Source organism: Pseudomonas sp. Root329, assembly GCF_001424925.1.
Classification (GTDB): Bacteria; Pseudomonadota; Gammaproteobacteria; order Pseudomonadales; family Pseudomonadaceae; genus Aquipseudomonas; species Aquipseudomonas arabinosi.
In genome coordinates this window covers 89,697-112,528 of sequence record NZ_LMCV01000018.1, presented here as the reverse complement: position 1 = coordinate 112,528, position 22,832 = coordinate 89,697, and the positions used below count along the sequence as shown (strand labels likewise).

At 58.6% G+C, this 22,832-nt stretch carries 23 protein-coding genes; 11 read left to right on the top strand and 12 right to left on the bottom strand.

What is annotated here, in order from left to right:
* Positions 1–131: 131 nt before the first annotated feature.
* The 5 genes from ASC74_RS16395 (at position 132) to ASC74_RS16375 (ending at position 2,840) form a co-directional block, all read left to right on the top strand.
* On the top strand, positions 132–848 hold the full coding sequence (locus tag ASC74_RS16395) for an FKBP-type peptidyl-prolyl cis-trans isomerase (protein WP_046049137.1): 717 nt from the start codon (positions 132–134) through the stop codon (positions 846–848).
* A 293-nt stretch (positions 849–1,141) separates the two neighbouring features.
* On the top strand, positions 1,142–1,597 hold the full coding sequence (locus ASC74_RS16390) for a YkvA family protein (protein ID WP_056742472.1): 456 nt from the start codon (positions 1,142–1,144) through the stop codon (positions 1,595–1,597).
* 113 nt (positions 1,598–1,710) lie between these two features.
* Entirely contained in the window at positions 1,711–2,052 is a 342-nt protein-coding gene (locus ASC74_RS16385; protein WP_033059241.1) for a helix-turn-helix domain-containing protein, read from the top strand.
* On the top strand, positions 2,049–2,420 hold the full coding sequence (locus ASC74_RS16380) for a hypothetical protein (protein ID WP_046049139.1): 372 nt from the start codon (positions 2,049–2,051) through the stop codon (positions 2,418–2,420). Before ASC74_RS16385 ends, ASC74_RS16380 begins: the two co-directional genes overlap by 4 nt.
* The gene (locus ASC74_RS16375; RefSeq protein WP_056742471.1) at positions 2,421–2,840 is read left to right on the top strand and encodes a sel1 repeat family protein; all 420 of its coding nucleotides are present in this window, start codon (positions 2,421–2,423) and stop codon (positions 2,838–2,840) included. It abuts the gene before it with no gap.
* Positions 2,841–2,889: 49 nt separating this feature from the next.
* Here ASC74_RS16375 and ASC74_RS16370 read toward each other — a convergent pair whose 3' ends face one another.
* Positions 2,890–4,680: a bifunctional diguanylate cyclase/phosphodiesterase gene (locus ASC74_RS16370; protein ID WP_056742469.1), complete on the bottom strand. Its 1,791-nt coding sequence runs from the start codon at positions 4,678–4,680 to the stop codon at positions 2,890–2,892.
* Positions 4,681–4,844: 164 nt separating this feature from the next.
* On the bottom strand, positions 4,845–6,926 hold the full coding sequence (locus tag ASC74_RS16365; protein ID WP_177338863.1) for a carboxy terminal-processing peptidase: 2,082 nt from the start codon (positions 6,924–6,926) through the stop codon (positions 4,845–4,847).
* Between the two features lie 182 nt (positions 6,927–7,108).
* On the opposite strand from ASC74_RS16365, the gene ASC74_RS16360 reads away from it, so the two are divergent.
* On the top strand, positions 7,109–8,071 hold the full coding sequence (locus ASC74_RS16360) for a zinc-binding dehydrogenase (RefSeq protein WP_056742465.1): 963 nt from the start codon (positions 7,109–7,111) through the stop codon (positions 8,069–8,071).
* A 106-nt stretch (positions 8,072–8,177) separates the two neighbouring features.
* Here ASC74_RS16360 and ASC74_RS16355 read toward each other — a convergent pair whose 3' ends face one another.
* The 6 genes from ASC74_RS16355 to ASC74_RS16330 all read right to left on the bottom strand — a co-directional run bounded on the left by ASC74_RS16355 (position 8,178) and on the right by ASC74_RS16330 (position 13,548).
* Positions 8,178–8,831: an HAD family hydrolase gene (locus tag ASC74_RS16355; protein WP_008145849.1), complete on the bottom strand. Its 654-nt coding sequence runs from the start codon at positions 8,829–8,831 to the stop codon at positions 8,178–8,180.
* Positions 8,832–8,865: 34 nt separating this feature from the next.
* Entirely contained in the window at positions 8,866–9,855 is a 990-nt protein-coding gene (locus ASC74_RS16350) for an ABC transporter ATP-binding protein (protein WP_056742463.1), read from the bottom strand.
* Positions 9,852–10,652 carry an ABC transporter permease gene (locus ASC74_RS16345; protein ID WP_046049146.1) on the bottom strand — a complete coding sequence of 267 codons (801 nt, stop codon included), beginning with the start codon at positions 10,650–10,652 and terminating at the stop codon, positions 9,852–9,854. The genes ASC74_RS16350 and ASC74_RS16345 overlap by 4 nt, the downstream gene beginning before the upstream one ends.
* Entirely contained in the window at positions 10,639–11,475 is an 837-nt protein-coding gene (locus ASC74_RS16340) for an ABC transporter permease (protein WP_162247448.1), read from the bottom strand. Before ASC74_RS16340 ends, ASC74_RS16345 begins: the two co-directional genes overlap by 14 nt.
* A gap of 5 nt (positions 11,476–11,480) precedes the next feature.
* Entirely contained in the window at positions 11,481–12,287 is an 807-nt protein-coding gene (locus tag ASC74_RS16335; RefSeq protein ID WP_056742459.1) for an alkaline phosphatase family protein, read from the bottom strand.
* A gap of 190 nt (positions 12,288–12,477) precedes the next feature.
* Positions 12,478–13,548, bottom strand: coding sequence for an ABC transporter substrate-binding protein (locus ASC74_RS16330; RefSeq protein ID WP_046049149.1), 1,071 nt, complete (start codon positions 13,546–13,548; stop codon positions 12,478–12,480).
* A gap of 349 nt (positions 13,549–13,897) precedes the next feature.
* Between ASC74_RS16330 and ASC74_RS16325 the strand changes: the two genes are divergently transcribed.
* Positions 13,898–14,611 (top strand): UTRA domain-containing protein, encoded by a 714-nt coding sequence (locus ASC74_RS16325; RefSeq protein WP_056742457.1) that lies wholly within the window; start codon positions 13,898–13,900, stop codon positions 14,609–14,611.
* A gap of 37 nt (positions 14,612–14,648) precedes the next feature.
* On the opposite strand, the gene ASC74_RS16320 is transcribed toward ASC74_RS16325, so the two are convergent.
* Positions 14,649–15,416, bottom strand: a complete 768-nt coding sequence (locus tag ASC74_RS16320; RefSeq protein WP_056742456.1) for a DODA-type extradiol aromatic ring-opening family dioxygenase — start codon at positions 15,414–15,416, stop codon at positions 14,649–14,651.
* 103 nt (positions 15,417–15,519) lie between these two features.
* On the opposite strand from ASC74_RS16320, the gene ASC74_RS16315 reads away from it, so the two are divergent.
* The gene (locus tag ASC74_RS16315; protein ID WP_056742453.1) at positions 15,520–16,176 is read left to right on the top strand and encodes a thiopurine S-methyltransferase; all 657 of its coding nucleotides are present in this window, start codon (positions 15,520–15,522) and stop codon (positions 16,174–16,176) included.
* 186 nt (positions 16,177–16,362) lie between these two features.
* On the opposite strand, the gene htpX is transcribed toward ASC74_RS16315, so the two are convergent.
* Together htpX and ASC74_RS16305 are read right to left on the bottom strand one after the other, a co-directional pair.
* Entirely contained in the window at positions 16,363–17,250 is an 888-nt protein-coding gene (htpX, locus tag ASC74_RS16310; RefSeq protein WP_008145865.1) for a protease HtpX, read from the bottom strand.
* A gap of 316 nt (positions 17,251–17,566) precedes the next feature.
* A complete protein-coding gene (locus ASC74_RS16305; RefSeq protein ID WP_056742510.1) occupies positions 17,567–18,778 on the bottom strand; it encodes a pyridoxal phosphate-dependent aminotransferase in 1,212 nt (403 codons plus the stop codon).
* 226 nt (positions 18,779–19,004) lie between these two features.
* On the opposite strand from ASC74_RS16305, the gene msrB reads away from it, so the two are divergent.
* From msrB to ASC74_RS16290, 3 genes are all read left to right on the top strand, one after another.
* Positions 19,005–19,403, top strand: coding sequence for a peptide-methionine (R)-S-oxide reductase MsrB (gene msrB, locus ASC74_RS16300; protein WP_056742451.1), 399 nt, complete (start codon positions 19,005–19,007; stop codon positions 19,401–19,403).
* A 100-nt stretch (positions 19,404–19,503) separates the two neighbouring features.
* Positions 19,504–19,989, top strand: a complete 486-nt coding sequence (locus ASC74_RS16295; protein WP_007983498.1) for a glutathione peroxidase — start codon at positions 19,504–19,506, stop codon at positions 19,987–19,989.
* Entirely contained in the window at positions 19,986–20,447 is a 462-nt protein-coding gene (locus ASC74_RS16290; protein ID WP_056742449.1) for a MarR family winged helix-turn-helix transcriptional regulator, read from the top strand. Before ASC74_RS16295 ends, ASC74_RS16290 begins: the two co-directional genes overlap by 4 nt.
* Here ASC74_RS16290 and ASC74_RS16285 read toward each other — a convergent pair.
* A complete protein-coding gene (locus ASC74_RS16285) occupies positions 20,431–22,752 on the bottom strand; it encodes a hybrid sensor histidine kinase/response regulator (RefSeq protein ID WP_056742447.1) in 2,322 nt (773 codons plus the stop codon). The genes ASC74_RS16290 and ASC74_RS16285 overlap by 17 nt on opposite strands.
* Between the last annotated feature and the right edge of the window lie 80 nt (positions 22,753–22,832).

Sequence of the window (22,832 nt, the reverse complement as noted above, 5' to 3'; positions counted from 1 at the left end):
CCGAAATGCGTTAAAACACCTGAACTTATCAGATGTTTCCTGCTCTCATGCCGGTAGCCATTGGTCGTGGCCGCCTGATAAGCTCGCGGCTTTATTCGATTGCCCTTTAGGCGCATGAACAAGGAAATAGCATGAAACAGCATCGGTTGGCGGCGGCGGTGGCCCTGGTTAGCCTGGTACTTGCGGGTTGTGATTCGCAGACCAGCGTAGAGCTGAAAACCCCGGCGCAAAAAGCTTCCTACGGGATTGGCCTGAACATGGGCAAGAGCCTGGCTCAGGAAGGCATGGATGATCTGGACTCCAAAGCCGTAGCCCAAGGCATCGAAGATGCCGTCGGCAAGAAAGAACAGAAGCTGAAGGATGACGAACTGGTCGAAGCCTTCGCAGCACTGCAAAAGCGTGCTGAAGAGCGTATGGCCAAAATGAGCGAAGAGTCGGCAGCGGCCGGCAAGAAATTCCTCGAAGACAACGCCAAGAAAGCCGGTGTAACCACCACCGCTTCGGGCCTGCAGTATGAAGTGGTCAAGAAAGCCGATGGCGCACAGCCTAAGCCGACCGACGTAGTGACCGTTCACTACACCGGCACCCTGACCAACGGCACTGTTTTCGACAGTTCCGTCGAGCGTGGCAGCCCGATCGATCTGCCGGTCAGCGGTGTGATTCCGGGTTGGGTCGAAGGCCTGCAACTGATGCACGTTGGCGAAAAGTACAAACTGTACATCCCTAGCGAACTGGCTTATGGCGCCCAAAGCCCAAGCCCGGCGATTCCAGCCAACTCGGTGCTGGTATTCGATCTGGAACTGCTGGCGATCAAGGATCCAGCAAAACAAGACGCTCCTGCCAAGTAATCAGCGTCTGCTCTAAAAACAACGCCTCGCTTATGCGGGGCGTTGTTGCATCTGGCGTTCAGCAAAGGTAAACAAAGCGAACGGATGCTGTAGGCTGGAGTCATAGCCATTGAGGACGCCCGCGCTAGCCGCGCCAGAGCGCCAAGTCAATGAAATCTTGGGCTTTTTTATGTGAGTAAAAAACGCCCGATCTGAGTTGGGCCCTTATGAAACGGGGCTTTCAGCCGTGAAAAGCAGCTCTGTTCACAAGGTTATCCACAATTTGTGTGGATAACATTTCAGCGGGAGGAATAATGAAAACACCCTGGAATTTCGCTCGTTTCCTGCCTCTGGCCGGACGCCTGCTCGCGCGTGGACGTTTGCCGACCTTGCTCTTCGCGGTAGCCAGCAAAGGTGCCAGCCAGGGTAACCGGCTGGGCAAGCTCAAGGATGATCTACGCCTGTTGCAGGCACTCTGCCTGGCTTACTGGCGCGGTGAGTATCGGGCTATCAGCCCCAAAGCCCTGATATCGGTCGTGGCAGGCCTGATGTACTTCCTCAGTCCGGTGGATGCCATTCCGGACTTCATTCCAGTGTTCGGCATGCTCGATGACATCGCGGTGCTGGCCTGGCTGATGAAGGTTCTCGACGATGAGCTCAACGCCTTCCGCGCCTGGCGCAAGCGTCAGTTGCCGGAAAAGCTTGCAGTGGTTGAACGCCTGCCCGATACCCCGGAACAACTTCAACTTCAGGGGCCGAAAAAAAACTGAACTGATTCAGTCTCATCCATAGATTGATACCCCCGCGACCTTGGCCGCTGTTAGGATTACACTTCTAGGGAAAAGTGCCGACTCGCTAAGTGTTGTTGTCCTACGGGGTAGTCATGGATATTCAGATAATTACACGCGAAGGAGAGCCCGAGTATGCGGTTCTGCCATGGGCTCAATATCAGGCTCTACTAAAAGCAGCAGGCATCAATGAACAACCGCCGCAGGTCGCCCCAGAGCGTCACGCGGCAACACCAGACCAGATTCTTCCGGGTCTGGATCAACTACGCAGTTTGCGCGAAGGGAAGGGCATCGCCATCGAGGCGTTGGCCCGCACGGTAGGCATCAGCCCGTCTTATCTGGCCTTGATCGAAAGTGGCGAGCGTCTACCCGACGCTGCGATTCGCCGCAGCCTGGCCTGGGAATTGACGGTGCCAGGGTGGAGGGATGAATCGTGAGCGTACGCATCAGTCGTCAACATTGGGACGGGTTGCTGGGCGAACTGGATCAGGCACGCCGCCAGCGACATCTTTTGACCTATCGGGCGCTGCTGGAGCGTTTGCAATTGCCGACGCCAGCCATGCTAACCCTCACGGCGGCCCTGGAGCATCTGGCCGCGCTGGACGCCAAGGCCGAGCAGCCACTGCGCAGTTCACTGGTGATCAGCCAGGGCGCCAGTCGCCTGCCGCGTACCGGGTTCTTTGAGTGTGTCGAGCGTCTGGGGCGTTTCTCCGGGCCGTCCGATGGGGTGGCCGCAGCGTCCTGGCATGCCTCGGAAGTGGTGCGGGTGTTTGAGTACGAATACCCCGAATCGGCAGAGGCCTGAGTGTTTCTACGACTCAAGGCGAAGGCCAGTTACTGGCTGGCGCGTAGGCTGTTTCACTGGTCGTGGTTTGTGCGTCAGCCCCGTGGCTGGAGCTGGCTCGAAGGCCAGTTCGCACGCATGGCGAACCTGGGAGATGTCGGCGCGCAGAGCTTCTATGGCCACATCCTGACCTTTCGCGGCGTCGGCCTTGGGGCTCGTGAGGAAGGTGTGCGATTGCTGCGCCTGGCGGCGTTGGCGGGGGATGGCAAGGCGGCGTATCAAGTTGGCGTGATCAGTCTCGCTGGAACGCCGAGCAAAGCGCCGGATGCGGTTGAAGCTGCGCGGTTTTGGGAGATTGCTGCGAAGGCTGGGCATCCGCTGGCCGAGCTTAAACTGAAAGAGTTGGCGTCTCGCGGTTCCGAGGCACCGCCCTCAATCTGAGTTGAATGATCGTTCCCGCGCAGAGCGTGGGAACGATCAGGATCAGCAATCACCGCTGCCCGACGAGTAATTTTTCTTCGGCTTCAGGCACCGCCAGACTATCAATCACATGCACGCTATACCCCGGCACATTCTTCGCGTGATGCTTGGCCTGCGATGCCATCTCCGCCAGCTGGCTTGCATCGAGTTGTCCACAGGCCTGTGGATGTAAATGCACCACGCCGATCGACAGTGACAGCAATGCAAACTCCTGGCGCACACCCTGACGGTTTGGAGCAATGAAGCAGCCGGCTTCCAGATGTTCGCTGCGATAAAAGCGTCGGCATTGGCTCTGGAAGTCATCCAGCAACTGGTTCAAGCGTTTGCGCCAGTCTTCCGGGCCGAGCACCAGCAGGAAGTCATCGCCGCCGATATGGCCGACAAAGTCGCGGGAAGGGTCGACGCGATCATTCAGGCATTGCGCCAGGCACAGCAGGACTTCGTCCCCACGGCCGTAGCCGTAGATGTCGTTGAAGGGTTTGAAACTGTCGATGTCCACGTAGCAGATCACCGATTCCCGTTGCTGTTGCAGCAGTCGCGTCAGGCATTGCTGGATCGGCACGTTGCCCGGTAGCAGGGTCAGCGGGTTGGCATAGCGGGCTTGCTGGATCTTCAGTTCAGTAATCAGTTTGAGTACGTCGATCACTCGGCCCAGTCCCAGGTAACCGCCGTTGAGGGTGATGATGAAGTCTTCTTCGATGCGCTGCCGCGCGCGGCTGGTAATCAGGCGACTCACTTGTTGCAATGACTGGCTCATCTCAACGGCGAGGAAGTCATCACTCATTAAACGGCTGATCGGCTTGCGGGCGAACAGGTCGGTGGCAAAAGGCTTGAGCAGTGCATCGGAGAGCGAATGCCGGTGGACGATGCCGCAGGGCTGGCCTTGCTCGTCGAGTACCGCCAGGGAGTTCAGGTTGGCCTGGCGGCGAAAGGCTTCCAGCACCGTGGCGGTCGGTGTATCGCGACCCACTGCCGGTTGGTCGTTGAGCAGTGCGCTGAGGTCGCTGCCTTCATCGTTCAGCGCCAAGGCGGAGCTGTCGTGCTTGGGCATCAGGGCTCGGGCATCACGAGGTGGATGCTCCTGGGGGCGGCAGAGCAGGTAACCCTGAACCAGATCGACGCCCATCTCGGTCAGCACCGCGAGTTCTTCCGGTAACTCGATACCTTCTGCGATCACTTGTGCCCGTGAGGCCTTGGCGATTTGCAGGATCGAGCCGACGAATTCGCGCTTGAGGGCGTCCTGGTGAATGCCGTCGATGAAGTGTCGATCAATCTTCACGTAGTCCGGACGCAATTCAGACCACAGCCGCAAACTCGAATAGCCTGCGCCGAGATCATCCAGAGCAATGGAAAACCCCATCGCTCGATAGTGATGCAGAGCGGTTTGCAGCAGCTCGAAATCGTCGGTCGGGGTCTGTTCAGTCAGTTCGATCACCACCTGACTTGGCGGTATGCCGAAATCTTGCAGCAGTTGCAGGGTGCGACCGGGTTGGTGGGCGGCTTCGAGCAGGGATTCAGGGGAAACGTTGAGGAACAGTTTGCCGGGCAGTTGCTGATCATTGAAGCGTCGGCAGGCGCTTTGACGGCAAGCGATTTCCAGCTCGCTCAGGCGTCCGGCCTGACGGGCCACGGCAAACAGTGCGAGGGGGGAGTGCAGCGGACTGTTGGAGGGGCCGCGACTGAGGGCTTCGTAACCGACAATGCGTCGCTCAGAGAGGGAAATGATCGGCTGGAACAAGCTGTGCAAACCGCTTTGAGCCAGTATGGAACTCAAGGCACTCAGCTGTTCTGTGGTGGTCATGGCTTTCTCTGGCGATAAAAAAAGGACTGGAAGCACTCTCTTGGATAAAGAGGGGCTCCCAGTCCTTTATTTCACGACAGAATGATGACTGTATGATGACGCTCCGGAGAGCGTCAGCATTAAATTGCCATCATCTTGCTTGTAACAACCTTGCTCGTAACAACCTAGTGCTTGGCTACCGCGGTATTGAGTTTCAGGTAGTCCAACAGAATCCGCCCGGTCTCGCTCAGGTAGGCATCGTCTTCTGGTTTGGTCTTGTCTGGCTCGGCCGCGATCGCGTCTTCGTCTTCTTTCTTCAGCTCTTTGAGCGGCTCTTCACCCTTGGCCTTGCGACGGATGTTTTCCATGGCAAGTTGCTTGGCTTCGATATCGGCGTGTTGTGCACGACGATCGGCTTCATTGAGGCTGACGGTTTTTTCCGCCATCAGTTTCTGCGCCAGGGCCAGTTTGTCGCGGATGAACACGAACTCCGCGTCTTTGGCCGAGCGTAGGTCATGCTCGGATTTGAGCTGCGAAATGTACGGCTTGAACGGGTCGACCGCAGGCTTGATGGCCGCGCGGATGGTGTCCCACGGCATGGCTTCAGGCAGTGCGCTTTCGCCGATTTCCTTGGTGTCGATGATCGACGGGTAATCGATGTCCGGCAGTACGCCCTGATGCTGGGTGCTCTGGCCGGAAACCCGGTAGAACTTGGCCAGGGTCAGTTTCAGTTCGCCATGGTTCAGCGGCTGAATGGTCTGCACGGTGCCTTTACCGAAGGTCTGGCCACCAATGATCAACGCGCGGTGATAGTCCTGCATGGCGCCGGCGAAAATCTCCGAAGCCGAGGCAGACAAGCGGTTGACCAACAACGCCATCGGCCCTTTGTAGAAGGCGCCCGGGTTCTCATCTTCCAGCACATCGACCCGGCCATCGGCATTACGCACGAGAACGGTCGGACCTTTGTCGATGAACAGGCTGGTCAGCTCGGTGGCTTCCTGCAGGGAACCGCCGCCGTTGTTGCGCAGATCGATGACCACGCCGTCGACCTTGTCTTTCTGCAACTCGGTCAGCAGTTTCTTGACGTCGCGAGTGGTGCTCTTGTAGTCCGGATCGCCAGCACGGAAAGCCTTGAAGTCCAGGTAGAAGGCCGGGATCTCGATGACGCCGAGCTTGTAGTCCTTGCCGTCCTGTTTCAGGTTGAGGACCGACTTCTTCACCGCCTGGTCTTCAAGCTTCACCGCTTCGCGGGTGATCGGGACGATCTTGCTGGTCTGGTCGTTCGGCGCATTGCTGGCCGGGATCACTTCCAGGCGCACCACGGTGCCTTTCGGCCCACGGATCAACTTGACCACTTCGTCCAGGCGCCAGCCGACCACGTCGACCATCTCTTTGTTGCCCTGGGCAACGCCGATGATCTTGTCGGCCGGTGCGACGAGTTTGGTCTTGTCGGCCGGGCCTGCAGGCACCAGACGCACGACTTTCACCTGGTCGTTGTCGCTCTGCAACACGGCGCCGATGCCCTCGAGGGACAGGCTCATGTTGATGTCGAAGTTCTCCGCATTATCCGGCGACAGATAGTTGGTGTGCGGGTCGTAGGACATGGCGAAGGTATTGATGTACGCCTGGAAGATGTCTTCCGGACGGGTCTGGTCCAGGCGCGTCAATTGATTCTTGTAGCGCTTGGTCAGGGTTTCCTGAATCTGCTTGGGCTCTTTGCCGGCGATCTTCATCCGCAGCACTTCGTCCTTGACGCGTTTGCGCCACAGCTCGTCGAGTTCTGCGGTGGACTTGAGCCAAGGGGCGTCCTTGCGATCGATCAGCAAGGTTTCCTTGGTGGTGAAGTCGATCTTGTCGACGCCTTTGTTCAACTCGGCAAGGGCGAAGTCCAGACGCGCTTTGACGCGGTCCAGGTAGCGCTTGTAGATGGTGAACCCGGCATTCAGGTCGCCGCTTTTGAGGAAGTCGTCAAACTGGGTTTTCCACTTGTCGAATTCGGCAATGTCGCTGGCCATGAAGTAGCTGCGCGACGGGTCCAGCAGCTTGAGATAGCTGTCATAGATGATCACGGAGCGCGCGTCATCGAGCGGCGGCTTGCTGTAGTGATGGCGCTTGAGCAACTCGACGACGTTCAGGCTGGCGATCACTTCGTCACGATCAGGCTGAAGCTTGTCCCAGCTATTGGCTGCAAACGAATTGGTCGACATCGGCAACAGACCGATACCAATGAATAGGGCTAGGGCGGTGCTGGGGAAAAAATGCTTCATGCTGATTCGACGCGGGGACAATTGATCACGCATATTAGGCCGTCTTTGAAGTCGCCGGTACCACTAGGCTCTGTACGAAAACTGCCTGCTAGGTTTCGTATAGGCCCCAGGGCCGGTCGCATAATGCAAGAAAGCCCGGCGCTACAGCTACGGGCTCAGTCCAGACTCACTATGGAGGCACTGTGAAAGCATTGCAAGGCGTTGAAGGTCGAGTGGAGTGGCTTGAAGAGCCCAGTCCTACATGCGATGTAGGACAAGTTCGGATTCGAGTGGCGGCTGCGGGTCTCAATCGCGCCGATTTGTTACAGAAGGCGGGTCTTTATCCGCCACCGCCGGGAGCCAGTCAGGTACTGGGTCTTGAGTGTTCGGGGGTCATCAGCGAGGTGGGGCCGGGCTCGTCCTGGCACGTCGGGGATCGGGTTTGCGCCTTGCTGGCCGGGGGCGGGATGGCCGAGGAGGTAGTTGTCGACGGACGGCATGTGTTGCCGGTTCCCGAAGGTTTGTCCCTGGCTGAGGCGGCAGCGCTGCCGGAAGTGTATGCGACCGTTTGGCTGAATTTGTTTCAACTGGCTGCGCTCAAGCCGGGTGAGAAAGTTCTGCTGCACGCCGGAGCAAGTGGAATCGGTTCAGCTGCCATTCAGCTGTGCAAGGCGTTTGGTAACCCGTGCTGGGTCAGCGTCGGTTCCGCCGAGCGTTTGGCTTACTGCGAAGCGCTGGGAGCCCAAGGTGGGGTCGTGCGCAACGGGGATCTGGACAGCTTGAGCGACCTGGGGCCATTCGATGTGATTCTCGACCCGGTGGGCGGCAACTACGCCGCGCTGAATCTGAAACTGATGGCGCGCGATGGCCGTTGGGTGCTGATCGGCCTGATGGGCGGTCGTGAGGCGCAGCTGGATCTGGCGCAGGTACTGGCCAAGCGCGTGCAGCTGCTGGGTTCGACCTTGCGCAGTCGCGACGAGCAGTTCAAGGCGGATCTGTTCAGCGATCTCAGCCAACATGTCTGGCCGTTGTTTGCTGAAGGACGTTTGAGTCCGCAATTGGCCAAGACCTTCCCGATCAAGGACGCCGAAGCGGCGTTTGCGGAGTTGGCGACTAATAAAGTGTCGGGAAAGTTGGTGTTGGTGATCGACGAAAGCCTGGTTTGATCCCTGTGGGAGCGGGCTTGCTCGCTAAGAGGGAGTGTCAGTCGACATCTGTGTTGACTGATACACCGCTTTCGCGAGCAAGCCCGCTCCCACAATTGATTTTCGGTTACTTCCAGAGGTGGATCGGCCAGCCGGCCTTTTCGGCGTGTTCAAGCAGCACCGGATCCGGGTTTACCACGTGTGGGAAATCCACCTTCAGCAGCAACGGCAAATCATTGCGTGAGTCGGAGTAGAAACTCGCGCCCTCGAGGTTTTCCTCTTCCGCATCCAGCCACTCCAGCAAACGCGTGATCTTGCCTTCGCGGTAGGTCAGCGTGCCAACGGTGTTGCCGCTATACACCCCATGTGCCACTTCCAGCTCGATGCCGAGAATCTCGTCAATGCCCAAACGATCGGCAATCGGCCTGACCAGGTGCGTGCCCGACGCCGAAATCACCAAAATCCGGTCGCCAGCCTTGCGATGGGCCGCAATGGCTTTGGTGGCGTCACTGAAAATGATCGGCTCGATGAAGTCTTCCACCCAAGGCCCTACCAAATGGTCGACCTCTTCCGGCGTGCGCCCGATCATCGGCTCCAGACTGAAGGTCATGTACTCCTCCATCCGCAGTTTGCCGTGGCTGTAGGCGTCCATCAGTTCGTTGTTCTGACGCATGAACGACTCGGGATCGACCCAACCCAGGCGGCCCATTTGCTCGCTCCAAAGGGTGGCGCAGTCGCCGTGGATCAGGGTTTCATCCAGATCAAAAATTGCCAGGGCCATCAGTGCGGTTCTCTCTTCAACATCAGCAAAGTCATCAGGCTACCTCACACAGGGCCGTTGGATCGATGGAAAGCGCCAGACGCTGACCATCGGGATGCAGATCGGCCGCCGAGCGGTTCAGCACATCCACCACCAATTCCACGCCCCGGGCTTCGACCCGGTAGCGAATCACGTTGCCCAACAGGCTGTGGCTGCGGATTTGCGCGTCGAGTTCGCCGTTGAGGCTCAGCTCGATGGCTTCCGGGCGAATCGCGATGCGGTGGGTAATCGGTCGTTGCAGCAGCTTTGTGGCGCTGTCGGCGTCCAGCAGGTTGTAGTTGCCGATGAAGCCAGCGGCAAAGACGTCGATGGGGGCGGTGTAAAGGGTCTGGGCATCGCCGCTCTGTACGATCTTTCCCTGATTCATCAAGAAAATCCGGTCGGACATGGTCAGGGCTTCTTCCTGATCGTGAGTGACGAAGATCGTGGTCAAGCCGAGTTCACGCTGGATCTGACGGATCTGTTCGCGCAGGTGCTTGCGAATCCGCGCATCGAGGGCCGACAGCGGTTCATCCAGCAACAACAGGCGAGGCCGGGTCACCAACGAGCGGGCGAGGGCGACTCGCTGGCATTGGCCGCCAGACAGTTGATGCGGATAACGCGCGGCGAAGTCGTTGAGTTCCACCAGTTTCAGCACTTCGGCAACACGCTTATGGCTGTCGTCGGCGTTGACCTTCTGCATGCGCAAACCAAAGGCGACGTTCTGCTCAACCGTCATGTTGGGAAACAGCGCGTAGCTCTGGAACACCATGCCGATCCCGCGTTTCTGCGGGCTCAACGGCACGAGGTCGACGCCATCGAGCAGGATTTTGCCGCCATCCACCGAGGTCAGCCCGGCGATGCAGCGTAGCAGTGTGGACTTGCCGCAACCGGACGGGCCGAGGAGGGTGACGAACTCGCCCTTCTGGATTTCACAGTTGATATCGCTGAACACCGTGGTGCCCGCGTAGCTTTTCAGTAGGTGTTGGACGCTGACGAAGCTCATTGGCTTTTGTCCTTGTTCAAAATATTGGCAGCCCAGGTCAGAACCAGCACAAAGAAGAAATAGGAAATCACCAGCGCACTGGTGAAGTGGCCGCTGCTGTTGCGCATGTTGTTGAGGTAGACCTGCAGGGTTTCGTAGCGGGTGCCGACGAGGATGTTGGCGAACACGAACTCACCGAACAGGAACGAGAACGACAGCAGCAACGCCACCATCAAACCTTTGCGCAAGTTTGGCAGCACCACCAGGAACGCCGCTTGCCAGGTGCTGGCACCGAGCAGTTGGGCGGAGTCCATCAGGTCGCGCAGGTTGATCGCCTGCAGGTTGTTGGTGATTGCCCGGTACATGAACGGCAGCGCCACGGTGAAGTAGCAACCGATCAGAATCCACGGCGTCCCGACCATCGCGAACGGCCCGGAACCGTAGAGCTGCAACAGACCCACCGACGACACCACCGGCGGCACCGCGAAGGGCAGCAGGATCAGGATGTTCATCAGGGCATCGAGTTTCGGGAAGTGGTAATGCACCACAAACAGCAGCGGCAGAATCAGCACCACCGACAGAATCAGCGAGCCGACGCAGACCAGCAGCGATTGGCCGAACGAATGGAGAAATCGCGGGTCGCTCCACAGCTCCACGTACCATTTAACGGTGAAGCCGCTGGGCAGAATGGTCGCCGACCAACTGCTGGCGATCGAGTAGATCAGCGTCCCGAGCAACGGCAGCAACAGTATGCCAAACAGCAAATACACCACCACCCGGTGGTAGATGCCGACGGGGCCCAGTTCAGCGCGAGACATGGTAGCTCCTCTTCAACAGCAGCTGATGCACGATGGTCACCAGGGTCATCAACGCAACGAGCACCACAGCCAGGGCACTGGCGAGGTTCGGGTCAAGGGAAATGTCGCCGGAAACCATCGCCGCAATGCGGATTGTCAGCACGTTGAAGTTACCGGTGGTCAGGGCGTACACCGTGGCGTAGGCGCCCAGGGCGTTGGCCAGCAGGATCACAAACGTACCGAGCAGTGCTGGGGTCAGCACTGGCAAACCGATGTACCGCCAGTACTGCCAGCCGTTGGCTCCGAGCAGCGCGGCGGATTCACGCCAATCTTCGCGCAGGGCATCAAAGGCCGGGTAGAGCAGCAGAACGCCCAGCGGAATCTGGAAGTAGGTATAGAGAATGATCAGCCCGGTTTTCGAGTACAGGTTGAAGTCCTGAATGATCCCGGCCTGCTTGAGCATGATGGTGAAGCTGCCGTTGAAGCCCAGCAGAATGATGAACGCGAAGGCCAAAGGCACGCCGGCAAAGTTGCTGGTCATGTTGGCGAAGGCGTTGACGAAGTTGCGCAGTTTCGAGTCGACCCGGCGCAGGGAGTAGGCGCCGAGCACTGCGATGATGATCCCGAACACGCTGGACCAGAAACTGATCTCGAGGCTGAACTGGATCGCCTGCAGATAGAACTTCGAATTGAAGATCCTGGTGAAGTTGGCGATGCCCCAGCCGAACTCTTCCGATTGCAGGCTGTTGATCATCACCCAGGACAGCGGCGCGATCTGGAACACGATAAAGAACAGTGCGAAAGGCACCAGGCACAAGGCTGCCAGCCATTTGCCGCGCGTCATGGTGTTCACTTGAGCAGCTCCCGGCACACAGGTTTGTCGTGGGCTACACCCAGCAGTTCGCAGACGGTGCCGCAGATTTCAGTCTGTTTCGGTGCGGCGTTGGCATTGAAGCTGAAAGCGTCGCCGAGGACGAACAGCGGTACTTCACGCTCTTCCGGCAGCAGGCCGTTGTGGGAGCGGTCGTTGTTCATGCCATGGTCGGCGGTCACCAGCACCTGATACCCGGCGTCGAGCCAGGTGTGCAGGTAGTCGGCCAGAATAATGTCGGCCGAGCGGGCGCTGTTGCGGTATTGCGGGGTGTCGAGGCCGTGCTTGTGCCCGGCGTCGTCGATGTTCATGGGGTGGACCAGTAAAAAGTTCGGCGCATGACGCAGGCGCAGGTTTTCGGCGTCGGCGAACAGGTGCGAGTCCGGGTAGTGATCGCTCCAGTAGAAATGACCGTGCTGGATAGGCAGGTCCGGGGCGTCGGTGTGACGATCCCGCGCCGCCACAAACGGCGAACGGTTATACAGCTCACTGACCCAGTGATAGGCCGCGGCGGCGGTTACAAGGCCGGCATCGCTGGCGTAGTGATAGATGCTGCGCTGGTTGGACAGGCGCGAGACGTTGTTGTGAACGACGCCACTGTCGATCGGCGTGACGCCGGTCAGGATGCACTCGTAAAGCGGTCGGGACAGGGCCGGCAGTTCGCACTCCAGTTTGTAGAGCGCCGCGCGTCCTGCGCCAACGTAAGCCTGCAGGTGCCCCATGGCGTGACGGGCGACCTCGTAATTGAGGCCGTCGAGCACGACAAGGATGACGTTGTGCTTCATAGGGCGATGACTCCGCAAACAGATGATTCAAGAACGCAAACAACCCCCTGTGGGAGCGAGCTTGCTCCGGGCGGCGATCCGACGATGAGGGACTGTCAGTCAACATAAATGTTGAATGTCGGATCGCTATCGCGAGCAGGCTCGCTCCCACATTGGATCTCCATCAGATCTCCAAATGGGATCTACCGCATTACTGCTTCATGTTGACGATGACTTCTTCCTGCCACTTCTGAGGAAGGGCTTTGGAGGTCTTTTCCCATGCGTCGGCGTCTTTGATCGGCGTGACCTTTTTGTACTGCTCGTTAGGCAGCAGCTGGGCCTGAACCTCAGGCGGCAGAGTCAGATGCTCGGCGCGGATCGGACGGGCATTACCGCGTGCCAAATTGGTCTGGCCGGCGTCGCTGAAGATGTATTCGCGGGCCAGTTTGGCGGCATTCGGGTGCTTGGCGTACTTGTTGATGATGGTGGTGTAACCGGAGATCACCGAGCCATCGGATGGAATCAGCACGGTGTAGTCATCCGGGTTGACCATTTTGGCCTTGTAGCTCAGACCGTTGAAGTCCCAGACCACACCGACTTCGATTTCACCCTTTTCCATGGTGGCAATTGTCGGGTTGGCCATCGACAGGCGGCCTTGCTTGGCGATCTCGGAAAACAGATCCAGCGCCGGTTGGAGGTTTTTCTCATTGCCACCGTTGGCAAGCGCGGCAGCCAGAACGCCGTTGGCCGCTTGGGCCGCGGTGCTTACATCACCGATGGAAACTTTGTATTTGCCGTCCTTGAGGTCAGCCCATTTGGTCGGAGCGTCGGAGCCGTGCAGCAACTTTTTGTTGACGATGAACGCGATGGTGCCGGTGTAGGCGAGCGCCCAGTTGCCGTCCTTATCCTTTGCCCAGCTCGGGATCTGATCCCAGGTGCTTGGCTTGTAAGGTTGTACAACGCCTTGCTTCACCGAGATCGGACCGAACGCGGCACCGACATCACCGATATCGGCAGTGGCGTTGTCTTTTTCAGCGGCGAACTTGGCGATTTCCTGGGCCGAGCTCATATCGGTGTCGATGTGTTTCAGGCCGTAGTTCTTGGCCAGGTCATCCCAGGTGCCTTTCCAGTTGGCCCAGTTGTCGGGCATGCCGACGCTGTTGACCTCACCTTCCGCTTTCGCCGCGGCTTCCAGGGTTTTCAAATCGGTATCAGCCGCCATCGCGGCGGTGCACATGGCAATGGTCGAGCCTAACAGTGAGGCCAGGAAAAGCTGTTTCATCCGAAGCTCCTTTGGGCGTTTTCAACGCTGCGATTGCGGTTGTGTTGGTCTAGGTCAGCAATACCTGAGCCAATTTAGGCGCCTCTGATGACATTTTGATGTCGACGACGGGTCGGCCTATATTTTTTGAGCTGCAATGCTCAGGCTTCGGAGTAAGCGTAGACCATGGCTAATAGGCTGATATAAAAGGACTTGGCCGTGAAATTGCAGGCGTCTGGATCAACCGTTCGGCGGCTTTGTCATCTGTCAGTCATGTGCAGTGCCTAGGCTTGTCGGGAGTTGAGGGAACCGATTTGAATCGCGGTTCCGCCCCGAAACAGTGCTGGTCTAGTCCAGATAGGTAACGTTGATGCGCATCGAGACAACCAAAGCGGTGACAGCCATCGGGCAGGTTCTGCAGGAACAGCTCGACCATGGCCTGTTGGCGCCCGGGAGCAAACTGCCGGCCGAGCGCAAGCTCAGTGAGTTGTTCGGTACCACCCGGATCACCGTGCGTGAAGCGTTGTTGCAGTTGGAAGCCCAGGGGCAGATCTATCGGGAGGAGCGCCGTGGCTGGTTTGTGTCGCCACCGCGCCTGGCCTACAACCTGATGCAGCGCAGTCACTTTCACGCGATGGTCAGTGCACAGGGGCGGGTGCCGTCCACCGAGGTGATTTCAGCGCGGTTGCAACCGGCGTCGGCGGCGGTCTGTGCCTGGTTGCAGTTGCCGGCGTTGTCCAGCGTGATTCAAATTTGCCGGGCACGGCGGATTGATGAGCGGCTGGTGTTGTATGTGGAGCACTATTTGAATCCGCAGTTTTTTCCGGGGATTCTGGAGTTCGATTTGAATCAGTCGATTACCGAGCTGTATGCGCGGCATTACGACTTGCACTATGGGCGGGTGCGTTTCGAGATTGTGCCGACGGCGTTGTCGGTGGATGCGGCGGCGGCTTTACGGGTGTCGGTGGGGAGTCCGGGCTTGCGCATCGCTCGGGTCAATTACGATCAACATGAGCGGTTGATCGATTGTGATCTGGAGTTTTGGCGGCACGATGCGATTCATGTCGGGGTCGATGTGGTCTGAGCCTGGCCGCCACAGGTTGAGCGCTTGTACGGCGACATTATCCGAAGCGGTAAATGTCCATGCCCAAGGCTCCCATGGTGAATCCCTTGTGGGTCACGCTGAAGTTGCCTCCGGCGCCGCGGGCAAAATACAAAGGCAGCAAATGTTCATCACTTGGATGGTTGCGCACGGCATTCGGTGCTTGCTGACGATAATCGTGCAACGCGGTTTCGTCGTTGGCGGCGAGTTTTTCGATCATCCAGTCACGAAATGCCTGGGCCCAGGGTTCGACGCTTTCCGGGCCGGCGTGCCAGTCCAGTTCACGCAGGTTGTGGGTGATGCTCCCGGAACCGATCAGCAGCACGCCGTGTTCGCGCAGACTGGCCAGGGCATGACCGACGCGGGTCTGCAGGGCCGGACCGCCGCGGGTGGGCAGCGAAACTTGCACCACGGGGATGTCGGCTTGTGGATACATCAATGACAAGGGCACCCAGACACCATGGTCGAACGGCCGTTCGGCGTCGATGCGTGCGGGCAGGCCATCGCTCTTCAGCAATTCGACAACCTCTGCGGCCAATTGTGGATTGCCGGGCGCCGGGTATTGCACGTCGAATAACGCCTGCGGAAAACCGCCGAAGTCATGCCAGGTTTCAGGCTGGGGATTGCCGCTGACGAGCAATTCATTGCTTTCCCAATGCGCAGATACCATTACGATGGCTTTGGGTTTCGGCAATTCTGCAGCCAGGCGAGCAAGGGCGGGCCCGCTGGCACCCGGTTCCAGTGCCAACATGGGCGAGCCATGGGATATGTACAGGCTGGGGAACATGAATGAGCTCCTGAGGGGTAAGATGGCATCATCTTCAGTCAGATCATTGATCTAAATCTAATATAAGTTTTAGGGTCTTTTGATCGAATTTTCGGGATTAATTATGCAGCCGGAGTTTTGGCACAAGCGGTGGACGTCGAATCAGATCGGCTTTCACCTGCCGGAAGTGAATCCATATCTGCAACGGTACTGGCCGCAGCTGGGCCTGGAAGAGGGCGCGCGCGTACTGGTGCCGCTATGTGGCAAAAGCCTGGATCTGCTGTGGCTGGCGAAATGCGGTCACGAGGTGCTGGGCGTCGAGTTGTCGGAAAAAGCGGTGGAAGACTTTTTCCACGAGCATCAATTTGATCCGGACGTTAGCGACCAAGGCCCCTTCACCGTCTATCGGGCGGGCTCGATCGAGATCTGGTGTGGTGATTTCTTCGCGTTGACGGCCGGCGATGTCGCCGATTGCAGTGCGCTGTACGACCGCGCTGCGTTGATCGCCTTGCCACCGAAGATGCGCGAGCAATACGCCGAGCATCTGAAGCGGATTGTGCCGAAGGATTCTCTGGGGCTGCTGATTACCCTGGATTACGACCAGGCACAAATGGAGGGGCCGCCCTTTGCAGTGCTGGATGACGAAGTGCAACAGTTGTTCGGTGCTTCGTGGGAGTTGAAGATTCTGGAGGACCAGGACGTTCTGGGCGAAAGCTGGAAGTTCCTGGAAAACGGTGTTACGCGGCTTGAAGAGCGGGTGTACCGGGTTTCCAGCCGGTAAAAAGTGTTGTTTGTGCTGACCTCTTCGCGAGCAAGCCCGCTCCCACATTTGAAATGCATTCCCCTGTGGGAGCGGGCTTGCTCCGGGCGGCGTTCCGACGAAGGGGCCAGAATGAGCGCCACAACATTCAAGCAGACAAAAAAAGGCCCGCATCACTGCGGGCCTTTTCTTTTAGTGCGGAACCTCTCAGCCCCGACGACGCAGTGCGTCAATACGCTCTTCCAGCGGTGGGTGGCTCATGAACATGCGGGCGAACCCCTGTTTGATGCCACCGTTGATGCCGAAAGCCGTCAGGGTGTCCGGCATGTGCACCGGCAGCCCCTGTTCGGCACGCAGGCGTTGCAGGGCGCCGATCATTGCGGCGGTACCGGCCAGACGCGCACCGGCTTCGTCTGCACGGAATTCGCGTTTACGCGAGAACCACATGACGATGGCGCTGGCCAGAATGCCCAGGACCAGTTCGGCGAAGATGGTCGCCACGTAGTAGGCGATGCCCTGGCCTTCTTCGTTCTTGAAGATCACCTTGTCGACAAAGTTGCCGATGATCCGTGCGAAGAACATCACGAAGGTGTTCACCACGCCCTGGACCAATGCCAGGGTGACCATGTCGCCATTGGCTACGTGGCCGATTTCGTGGGCCAGAACGGCCTTCACTTCATCTGGCGAGAAACGCTCGAGCAGACCTTGGCTGACCGCGACCAGCGCGTCGTTCTTGTTCCAACCGGTGGCAAAGGCGTTCGCCTCATAGGCCGGGAAAATACCGACTTCGGGCATCTTGATCCCGGCTTCCCGGGACAATTGCTCGACGGTTTGCAGCAGCCATTGCTCGTGACGTGTGCGCGGCTGGCTGATGATTTGGGTGCTGGTGCTCATCTTCGCCATCCACTTGGAGATGAACAGCGAGAACAGCGAACCGGCGAAACCAAAGACCGCACAGAAAATCAGCAGCTGATTGAGGTTGAGATCAACCCCGTTGGCCGCCATGAACCCGTTGAAGCCGAAAAGGCTCAGGGTGATGCTGGCAATCAGCACGACCGCCAGGTTAGTGGCCAAAAACAGCAGGATGCGCATCATGGTTGTAGAAATCTCCTCATGCTAAAGATGTAGCGTACTGCGGGGTATATAAGGTGCTGACCCGGGCTATTCAACCAGGTGACTATTTCAAACTGTGTCCTACGGCAACAGTCTAGCTGTTTGAAGGGCATTTCCGACGTCGATGCGGGAAGCTTTTGTCAGCCAATTAGCGTCATAGGCCCCGCCGTTGTTAGACGCGAGCACTCAACGAGTCATCAGTCAGCGATTGAAGAAGCGATGTTCGGCTGGGCGCAAAGAAATGTTGCTGAATCGATCACCGTGCGACTTGCGTAAGCGTCGCACGGTGACAGGCAGGTTACTGGCGATAGGTCTTGAGGAAGTTGCCGATACGTCCGATGGCCATGTCCAGGTCGTCCAGGCGTGGCAGGGTCACCACACGGAAGTGGTCCGGCCATGGCCAGTTGAAGGCGGTACCTTGAACCACCAGCAGCTTCTCCGACAGCAGCAGGTCGAGCACGAATTTCTCGTCGTTATGGATCGGGCAGACTTTCGGGTCGATCCGTGGGAACGCATACAGCGCGCCCATTGGCTTGACGCAGCTCACGCCGGGAATGTCGTTGAGCAGTTCCCAAGTGCGATTGCGCTGTTCCAACAGTCGTCCGTTGGGCAATACCAGATCATTGATGCTCTGGTAGCCGCCGAGGGCGGTCTGGATCGCATGCTGGCTCGGCACGTTGGCACACAGACGCATGTTGGCCAGCATGTCGATGCCTTCGATGTAGCTCTGGGCGTGGTGTTTCGGGCCGGAAATGGCGATCCAGCCGGAGCGGAAACCCGCGACGCGATAAGACTTGGACAGGCCGTTGAACGTCAGGCACAGCAGGTCTGGCGCCAGGGAAGCCGTGCAGATGTGCACGGCATCGTCGTACAGAATCTTGTCGTAGATTTCGTCGGAAAAAACCACCAGGTTGTGCTGACGGGCCAGTTCCAGCATGCCCAGCAGGACTTCTTTCGAATACACCGCACCGGTCGGGTTGTTCGGGTTGATGATCACCAGCGCTTTGGTGTTCGGGGTGATCTTGGCCTTGATGTCGGCCAGATCCGGCCACCAGTTGGCCTGCTCGTCGCACAGGTAATGCACCGGGTTGCCGCCCGACAGGCTCACCGCGGCGGTCCACAGCGGGTAGTCCGGAGCCGGCACCAGCACTTCGTCGCCGTTGTTGAGCAGGGCCTGCATCGACATCACGATCAGCTCGGAAACGCCGTTGCCCAAATAGATGTCTTCAATGCCGACGCCTTCTACCTGCTTTTGCTGGTAGTACTGCATCACGGCCTTGCGGGCGCTGAACAGGCCTTTGGAATCGCTGTAGCCCTGAGCAGTCGGCAGGTTACGGATGACGTCCTGAAGGATTTCATCCGGTGCTTCGAAACCAAAAGGCGCCGGGTTGCCAATGTTCAGCTTGAGGATGCGATGGCCTTCCTCTTCCAGGCGTTTGGCGTGCTTGAGCACTGGGCCGCGAATGTCGTAGCAGACGTTGGCGAGCTTGTTCGATTTGCTGACCTGCATGGCGATGTGTTCCCGAAAATGAACGATCCAGGCGGCGTATGAACGACCGTACTGGGAATCCTGCGTATTCACACAGGCCTGACGCCTTGAGAGGCAACACCCATAAATCCGTTTGAATGCGCGTGGTCTGGCTGCCAGACTGGCGTTTGACGAGGCGCAATCATACGTGCCGCCCGATCCGTGGAAAAGGTACAGATCGGGCTTTTTCAGCTGCTGAGGTGTGATGATGGAAAAGTTGGAAAAAACCCTGGAAGAATGGCGGGCGATGCTCGATCCGGAGCAGTACAACGTTTGCCGCCTCAAAGGCACCGAACGGCCGTTCTCCGGCAAATACAACGACAGCAAGGTCGATGGTGTTTACCACTGCATCTGCTGCAACGAGCCGCTGTTCGACTCCAAGACCAAATTCGACTCCGGCTGCGGCTGGCCGAGTTTCTACGCACCGATCGGCGACAGCGCCATGGTCGAGATCCGTGACGTCAGCCACGGCATGATCCGCACCGAAGTGGTCTGCGCCAAATGCGATGCGCACCTGGGGCACGTGTTCCCGGACGGCCCGCCGCCGACCGGCCTGCGTTATTGCATCAACTCGGTGTGCCTGGACCTGGTACCCCGCGGGAAATAAACCAGAGGGCGATCGATGATCGCCCTTCGGATATTTAAATTGCACACAATTCAATTGCTCGCTATGTTTGTCCCATCTTCCCTCATTCAGAGTCCGAACCATGAGCGACAACCTGCTGAGCATCCCTTGCACCACCATCAAGGGTGAGCAAAAGACCCTGGCGGATTTCGCCGGCAAGGCCGTGTTGGTGGTCAACACCGCGAGCAAATGCGGCTTCACCCCGCAGTACAAGGGCCTTGAAGAGTTGTGGCAGACCTACAAGGATCAAGGTCTGGTGGTGCTGGGCTTTCCGTGTAACCAGTTCGGCAAGCAAGAGCCGGGCAACGAAGGGGCGATTTCCGAGTTCTGCGAGTTGAACTTCGGCGTCAGTTTTCCGCTGTTCAAAAAGATTGAAGTCAATGGCGCCGACGCCCATCCGCTGTTCGTTCAACTGAAAAAACGCGCGCCGGGTGTGCTGGGTTCCCAGGGCATCAAGTGGAACTTCACCAAGTTTCTGATCGGCAAGGATGGCCAACTGGTCAAGCGCTTCGCCCCCGCGACCAAGCCGCAGGACCTGACCCGCGAGATCGAAGCCCTGCTCAAATGAACACCTTGTCAGTCGATTCCCTGAAGCTTGACAGTCAACTGTGCTTCAAGCTGTACGCCGCTTCCCGGGCGGTGATCCGCGCCTACAAGCCGATGCTCGATCAGCTCGGCCTGACCTACCCGCAATACCTGGCGATGCTGGTGTTGTGGGAATGGCAGGAGGCAGCCCCGGAGCAGCCGACGGTCAAGGCGTTGGGCGAACGCCTGGCGCTGGATTCCGGCACGCTGACGCCGTTGCTCAAGCGTCTTGAGCAACTGCAACTGGTTCAGCGTCAGCGCTCGGCGCGGGACGAGCGTGAAGTGCACTTGAGCCTGTCGTCAACCGGCAAGGCGTTGCGCGATCAGGTCGGGCCGCTCAAGGCCCGTCTGTTATGCGACAGCGGTGTGGATCTGGATCGCCTGAATGATCTGCGCGATGGTCTCGATCACCTTTTGGGGCAAATCAAAGCGCTGTCGTAGTAGGAACCCACAAGTCCAGCAGGGCAGCCAACTCTTCCCGGCGGAAGGGTTTTGCCAGGTAATCGCTCATGCCTGCCGCACGACAGCGTTCGCGCTCTTCGGACATGGCGTTGGCGGTCAGGGCGACAATGGGCAGCTGTGGCCAGCGTCCGCTGCGACGGATTTGCCGACTGGCCTCGTAGCCGTCCATCACTGGCATGTTGCAGTCCATCAGCACCAGATCGAATTCGCTCTGCTCCAGCTGATCCAGCGCCTCGCCACCGTGACCGGCGACGATCACCTCGCAACCGAGTTTTCCGAGCATCCCCTTGGCCACCAATTGGTTGACCGGATTGTCCTCCACCAGCAGCACGCGTCCGCGTCGTTGTGGGGAGAGGGCGTCGAGCCGGGCACCGTTGATTGTGTTGAGCTCCGGCTGCAGGGTTCGCCGCAGTGTCTGGTACAGCGCATTGCGCGCCAGAGGCCGCGCCTGTTGTTGCAAAGGGGCGAGGGCACTGGCTTCTTCGCTGGGCATGAAACTGCCGTAAGCGGTGACCAGCAGAATGGGCGCTGTGCACGAAGGGCGAAGGCCAAACAGGCATTCGGGGCAATCGGTAATCAGTACATCCGGGTTCAGGCCCAGCAACGAGTCATCGATGGAACGCTGCTCATAGTCGAGCCCCCAACCGGGCAACACACTGTTCAACAGTTCTGCCAGACCGCTGCTGGCGGCAGTGATGGCGATGACCTTGCCCTGTAAAGAGGCGGGAGGAAGGGCGCGGGTGTGGCTGGGCAGCGGCAGATCCGCACAGAACTGGCTGCCGAAGCCTGCTTCCGAGCTGATGGTGAGGCGCCCTTGCATGGCTTCGCAGAGGTTGTAGGTCAGTGCCAGGCCCAATCCGGTCCCGCCGAATTGTCGGGTAATGCCGGCACCCGCTTGCGTGAAGGGCTGGAAGATCTTGACCTGGGCGTCCTGGGCGATACCGATGCCGGTGTCGCAGACTTCGATTCTGACGCCGTCCCCGAATGTCGACAGGCGCACATCGACGCGACCGAAACGGGTGAACTTGAGGGCGTTGGACAAGAGGTTGCTGACGATCTGTCGGACCCGGGTCGGATCCCCTAGCACCAGGGCCGGAAAGTGCGGGTCGATCAGGCAGCTTAGCTCGACACTCGGCGCGGCGTTTTGCGATAGCAGGTTGGCGGTGTCTTCGATCAGCGAGCCGAGGTCGAACGGAATATGTTCGAGCTCCAGTTGGCCGGCATCGAACTTCGACAAATCGAGAATATCGTTGAGCAGTTCCACCAGTACTTTGCCCGAGTCATGGGCGATGGACAGCTGTTGCTGTTGCTCGGCATTGAGCGGGCCGTCCAGGGAAAGCGCGATCATCCCCAGCAGGCCGTTGAGCGGCGTACGGATCTCGTGGCTCATGTTGGCCAGGAACACCGAGCGCGCTTCGGCCATGTCCAGGGCGGTTCTGCGGGCGACTTCCAGTTCCTGATTGGACTGGCTGAGCCGCGAGTTGATCGCCTTGAGCTCCGCTGTGCGGGCCGAGACGATGTTCTCCAGTTGCCCGAGGTAGTCGGTCAGGCGGTTTTCGGCGTTGCGTCGTTGCTGGATTTCGGTGGCGATGTTTTCGAATTGTTGATTGGCAACTTTGACCAGTACACCGATTTCATCGTTTTCATGGTCCGTCGGACACTCCAGCGACGTTGACTCCGTGCTGCGCGGGTCGCGACTGCTGAGTTCACGGATGACCCGCACCAACGGCTTGGTCAGCATCACATAGAACAGCGCCAGCAGGATGCCGGTCAGCAGCAGGCTGCGAGCGAAGCCGTTGAGCAGGGTCACCTCGGCCCGGCGCAGGAACCGGTTGCCGAATGAATAAGTGTCGACGTCCAGACGCAGGGTGCCGAGGGATTCGGTCGGCAAGTGATCCAGGTAGAGACGGTCTTCGAACTGCCGGTTGGCGCCGAACAGGAAGTCGCTGATCACCCGATAACCGCTTTGCACCTCCGGGCGTTTGACGCTGGCGAGCACGGTACTGTTGTTGTCGATCAACTGCGCGCCGATGATCGCCGGCGAGCGCAACAGGCCCAGGGTCAGTTCCTGAGCGAGTTCGGCGTCGATGTTATAGGCGATGCGAGACGCGGGGTTGTGGCTGATTTCCAGCAAAGACAGGATTTCGCGGTTGATGGAGGCGTCTTCACTGGCATAATCGATGCCTATTTGCAGCAGACTGAGCAGCGTGCCCAGAATGAAACCGACCAGCACGGTAAGCCTGGCTTGCTTGTAGGACAGCCGGTTGGTGAACTTGATATCCATGGGGTGTCGAACCACTTCCGTTTCCCTTCGCTGCTCAAGCATAGTCGATCATGCATGGATACCGATGTTCTCGCGAGCCC